General features: G+C 29.2%; 4 protein-coding genes, 1 pseudogene and 1 other annotated feature. All 5 genes and pseudogenes read left to right on the top strand.

Features of this window, described 5'->3' with window-relative positions; all coding sequences use genetic code 11:
* Positions 1–34 precede the first annotated feature (34 nt).
* Positions 35–193, top strand: a pseudogene (locus M4I33_RS00025) (cation:proton antiporter regulatory subunit); the annotation flags it as partial.
* A 17-nt stretch (positions 194–210) separates the two neighbouring features.
* Positions 211–984, top strand: a complete 774-nt coding sequence (locus M4I33_RS00020; RefSeq protein WP_257914447.1) for an RNA methyltransferase — start codon at positions 211–213, stop codon at positions 982–984.
* 59 nt (positions 985–1043) lie between these two features.
* Positions 1044–1271: a binding site (T-box leader), on the top strand.
* Between the two features lie 60 nt (positions 1272–1331).
* Positions 1332–2351, top strand: coding sequence for a phenylalanine--tRNA ligase subunit alpha (gene pheS / locus M4I33_RS00015; RefSeq protein WP_194190583.1), 1020 nt, complete (start codon positions 1332–1334; stop codon positions 2349–2351).
* A gap of 31 nt (positions 2352–2382) precedes the next feature.
* Positions 2383–4767 carry a phenylalanine--tRNA ligase subunit beta gene (gene pheT / locus M4I33_RS00010; RefSeq protein ID WP_257914446.1) on the top strand — a complete coding sequence of 795 codons (2385 nt, stop codon included), beginning with the start codon at positions 2383–2385 and terminating at the stop codon, positions 4765–4767.
* Positions 4768–4942: 175 nt separating this feature from the next.
* Positions 4943–5572: a cell division protein ZapA gene (locus tag M4I33_RS00005; RefSeq protein WP_257914445.1), complete on the top strand. Its 630-nt coding sequence runs from the start codon at positions 4943–4945 to the stop codon at positions 5570–5572.
* The last annotated feature ends 35 nt before the right edge of the window (positions 5573–5607 follow it).

Genomic DNA, 5607 nt, shown 5'->3' with positions numbered 1-5607 from the left:
TTCCGTATTTACTTCTAAGTTTTAATTCACCTAAAGTAAATACGGAATAAACGTTATGGCAATTAAAAGAGGCGATGAAATTAACCTTTCACCTTTAGCAGATGATGTAGTTGAAGCCAAAGATATCTTAATTGCAATAGGCTCAGCTGAAGATTTAAGTAAGCTTGAAGGTATGATAGTTAAATTAAATTAGTTTTTGAGGTGCAAAATTTGATTTACATTGAAAGTAAAGATAACTCAATTTTTAAAGGAACTAGAAAATTAAAAGAGAGAAAAAATAGAACTAAAGAAAACAAATATATAATAGAAGGTTTTAGAATCGTAGAAGAAGCACTAAAAGCTGGTGCTTCTTTAGATTCAGTTTTTTTCAATAAACAAAGCGAAGAAAAAGCATTAAATCTTTTAGAAAAGTATAGTTTTTCTAAAAGAAGCTTTGGATTAAATGATGAATTGTTTAGTGAAATTTCAGATACTACAAATAGTCAAGGGATTATAGCTGTAGTAAATATGGAAAAAGAAAAAACTAAAGACTTTAAAGAATTTTACATACTTTGTGATAAGGTTCAAGACCCAGGGAATTTAGGGACTATTATAAGAACTGCACACGCAGCAGGTTGTGATGGAGTTATATTAACTAAAGGAACAGTAGATATATATAATGAGAAAGTTATAAGGTCAACTATGGGTTCTATTTTCTATCTTCCTATAATTTTTGATGATGATTTAAATATTTTAAAATCTTTAAAAGAAGATGGATTTAAAATTCTAGCAACATCACTAGAAGGAAAATGTGATTTCTTTAAAGAAGATTTAAAAGGCAAGGTAGTTGTTACAGTTGGAAATGAAGGAAACGGAGTTTCAAAAGAAGTATACGACCTTTCAGATTCGAAAGTTAAAATACCTATGCCAGGAAATGCAGAATCATTAAATGTTGCAGTCGCAACTTCAATAGTTTTGTATGAAAGAGTAAGACAAAAGTCTTAATAGATTACCACTTGAAAAATAATATTTTAAAATGTATAATGAACATATAATTTTAAATAATAAATACTAAGATTGAGAAAAGTAGGTATTAGATACTTTAAAAGGGAAAGGAAACCTTAGACTGAAAGTTTCTTAAAGATTTGAAAATACTGAAGTTCACTCAGGAGTACTAAAGGTGAAATTAAAGTAGTCTTTAGCGGTTAAAGACCGTTATTCTTAATCGAGTTGGGTTGTAATTAATTTATAACCAATTAGGGTGGTAACGCGGATTATTTTCCGTCCCTTTATTTTAAGGGACGGTTTTTTTATTGTTTAAAATACCGTATTTATCTGAAAGGAGAATAGATATGCAAGAAAAAATTGCAAAGCTTAGAGAAGAAGCGCTAAAAAAAATCGAAGAAGTTAAAACTTCAGGAAAATTAGAAGAAATAAGAGTAAACTACCTTGGAAAAAAAGGTGAACTTACTACTATATTAAGAGGTATGAAAGATTTATCAAACGAAGAAAGACCTTTAGTTGGTAAGTTAGTAAACGAAGTTAAAAGTGAAGTTGAATTAAGAATTGAGGAAATAAAATCTTCAATAAAAGAAAGAGAAAAATCAGAAAAACTTCAAAGTGAAGTTATAGATATAACTCTTCCTGGTAAGAAAAATAGAGTAGGTAAAAGACACCCTCTAGATTTAACTTTAGAAAGTATGAAAGATATCTTTGTTTCTATGGGATTTACAATAGAAGAAGGTCCTGAAATAGAGTTAGATAGATATAACTTTGAAGCTTTAAATATACCAAAGGATCATCCAGCTAGAAGTGAGCAAGATACTTTTTATATAAACGATAATTTAGTTTTAAGAACTCAAACTTCACCAGTTCAAGTTAGAACTATGGAAAAACAAACTCCACCTATAAAAATGATATCACCTGGTAAAGTTTATAGATCAGATGACGTTGATGCAACTCACTCTCCAATATTCTACCAAATGGAAGGGTTAGTTATAGATAAAGGAGTTACTTTTGCAGATTTAAAAGGAACTTTAGAATTATTTGCAAAGAAAATGTTTGGAGAAAAGGTTAAAACTAAATTTAGACCACACCACTTCCCATTTACAGAACCTTCAGCAGAGATGGATGCAACTTGCTTTGTTTGTGGCGGAGAAGGATGTAAAGTATGTAAAGGTAGCGGTTGGATAGAAATTTTAGGTTGCGGTATGGTTCACCCAGACGTTCTTAGAAACTGCAACATAGACCCAGAAGTTTACCAAGGATTCGCATTTGGATTTGGAGTAGATAGAATGGTTATGCTTAAATACGGTATAGATGATATAAGATTATTATACGAAAGTGATATGAGATTCTTAGATCAATTCTAATTAAAGCATTAAATATTTAGGAGGTATTAAGATGAAAGTCCCATTCAGTTGGTTAAAAGATTATGTTAAAATAGATGAAAAAATGACTGCTCAAGAAGTAGGAGATGCACTAACTCTTTCAGGTTCAGCTTTAGAAGGAGTGATAGTACAAGGAGATAATATAAGTAGAGTAGTTACTTGTTTAATTACTAAAATAGATAAACACCCTGATGCAGAAAAGTTAAGCATCTGTAAAGTTGATATCGGAAGCGAAGAAATTCAAATAGTTACAGCTGCAACTAATATGAAAGAAGGGGATAAAGTTCCTGTAGCCCTTCATAAATCAATTCTTGCAGACGGAACTGAAATTAAAAAAGGAAAGCTAAGAGGAGAAGTATCAAACGGTATGTTCTGTTCAGAAGCTGAACTTGGACTTAAAGGTGAAGACGAAGTAGATGGTCTAATGATATTAGATAGCGATGCACCTTTAGGAGTAGAAATGAAAGTTTATTTAGGTCTTAAAAAAGAAATTTTAGACTTTGATATAACTTCAAACAGACCAGACTGTTTAAGTATGGTTGGAATGGCAAGAGAAACTGCTGCAACTTTAAGAACAGATTATAAAATGCCAAACATGAATTACGAAGTAAAATCATCAGAAAATATAGAAAACTCTTTAAAAGTAGAAGTTAAAGATTCTCTTTGCAGAAGATATATGGCAAGAGGAGTTAAAAACGTAAAAATAGCTCCATCACCAAAATGGATGCAAGAGAGACTTTTAGAAGCTGGAGTTAGACCTATAAACAATATAGTTGATATAACAAACTTTGTTATGCTTGAAATAGGAGAACCTATGCATGCGTTTGATAAAAGAGAAATATCAACAAATACTATAGTTGTTGAAAGAGCTTTAGAAAAGGAAAAATTCACTACTTTAGACGAAGTAGAAAGAGAATTAGATTCATCTATTCTTTGCATAAAAGACGGAGATAAAACTGTAGCTTTAGCTGGAATTATGGGTGGGTTAAACTCAGAAGTTAAAGATGATACTTCAGAAATTATATTTGAATGTGCAAACTTTGAAGGAACTAACATAAGAGTTAATTCTAAAAAATTAGGATTAAGAACAGAAAGTTCATCAAGATTTGAAAAAGATATAGATCCAAACCTTGCTAAATTAGCTTTAGATAGAGCTTGTGCTTTAGTTTGCGAATTAAATGCAGGTGAAGTTATGGAAGGAACTATAGACATTTATAACGAAGTTAAAGAAGAAGGAGCTATAACGGTTTCTAGCCTTTGGGTAAATAAATTCTTAGGAACTTCAATATCAATAGAAGAAATGAAAAGATGTTTAGATAGCGTAGACTTAAAAACAGAAATCAAAGGGGAAGACTTAGAAATAACAATCCCAACATTTAGAATTGATATAGCTATAAAAGAAGATATAGCAGAAGAAATAGCAAGAATTTATGGATACAACAACATAGAAGGAACTATTTTTAAAGTTCAAACTGAAAGAGAACCTAAATACAAAAATGAAGTTTTAGGGGAAGAAGTAATTAGATTAATGACATCTTCAGGATTAAACCAATCTATAAGTTACTCATTTATTTCACCTAAAGCTTTCGATAAGATAAACCTTAAAGAAGATAGCACTTTAAGAAATGTAGTTAAAATCAAAAATCCATTAGGAGAAGATTATAGCGTAATGAGAACTACTACTATAGCTTCAATGATGGAATCATTAGCTAGAAACTCTGCAAGAAGTAATAGCGAAGCTTTATTATTTGAAATAGGTAAAGTTTACACTCCTTCAGAAAATGAAGAAGATCTACCAGTAGAGAAAAACATTTTAACTATAGGAATGTATGGAGATGTTGATTTCTTAAACCTTAAAGGAATAGTTGAAAACTTAATTGAAGGTTTAGGAGTTAAGGGAGTTAAGTTCCAAAGAGAAAGCGAAAATCCTAGCTTCCACCCAGGAAAAACTGCAAAACTTATAGTTGGAAGAAAAACAGAAGCTGGAGTATTTGGAGAAGTTCATCCAAACCTTAACGAAAACTTTGGTATAGATAAACCTTGTTATATAGCAGAATTAGATTTAGATTCTATATACGATAACTCAGTAACTGAGAAAAAATATAAAGAACTTCCAAAGTTCCCAGCAGTAACTAGAGATATAGCACTTTTAGTAGAAGATTCAATTTTAGTTGGAGATATAGAAGATACTATAAGAAAAGCATCAGGAAACTTAGTTGAAAAAGTTGAACTTTTTGATATCTATAAGGGAGAGCAAATCCCAGAAGGTAAAAAAAGTATAGCTTATGCAATAGCTTATAGAAATCCACAAAAAACTTTAACTGATAAAGAAGTAAATAAAGTTCACGATAAAATATTAAGAGCTTTAGAGCACAAATTAGGTGCAATTTTAAGATAAAAAAAGAGAAATTTAAAAAGTCATGATAAAAATCATGGCTTTTTTTCTATTTTATTCAAAAATATGGTAAAATATAAGGGGGAAATATTTAAATTTTACTTAACATAATTGTTAAATTGCAAAAATTTAAATATAATTAAAGTATAAGTATATAAAATTTTGAGGTGGCAAAAATATGAAGAAAATTACAGTTAATATAAATGGGGTAGATTACAATTTAAGGGGAGAGGGAAATGAAGATTATCTTCGTGAAATATCTTCTTATGTAGATGGGAAATTAAAAGAGATAGGTTCTAAAAATAATATGCTATCAGTATCACAAGCTGCAGTTTTAACTGCTGTTAATATTACAGATGAATTATATAAAACAGACGATGCTTTAAGAGAACTTGCTAAAAATAGAAATAATTTAGAAAAAGAGAAGAAAACTCTTTATAAAACTATAGATGGTTTAAAAGAAAATTTAGACGAAGTTAAAAAGGAAACAGAAAAAGAAAAGTTAGGATTTGAAAGTGTTATATCTGGACTTAAAAAAGACAGGGAAGAATTATTAAAAGAAAAAAATACTTTTATTAAAGATTCTGAAAATCTAAAATTAAATTTATCTACTAAAAATAAAAAAGAAAATAATTTAAAAGAAGAGATAAAAAAGGTTTTAAAGGATTTAAATAATTTAAAAATAGAAAAAGATAATTTACTTAAAGAAAATAAAGAAATAAGACTTGAAAAGAAATCTTTAAAAGATACTGTTTTAAACTTAAATAAAGAAAATGAAATCAGAAGCTGCAAGAAAGAGAAAATTTAAGTAGTTTTTTGAAAGAAGGTATGAAATATGCCAAC

The sequence above is a fragment of the Clostridium sp. LY3-2 genome (genome assembly GCF_024705715.1).
In the GTDB taxonomy this organism is placed as follows: Bacteria; Bacillota; Clostridia; order Clostridiales; family Clostridiaceae; genus Clostridium.
This window is presented reverse-complemented; position numbering and strand designations above follow the sequence as displayed.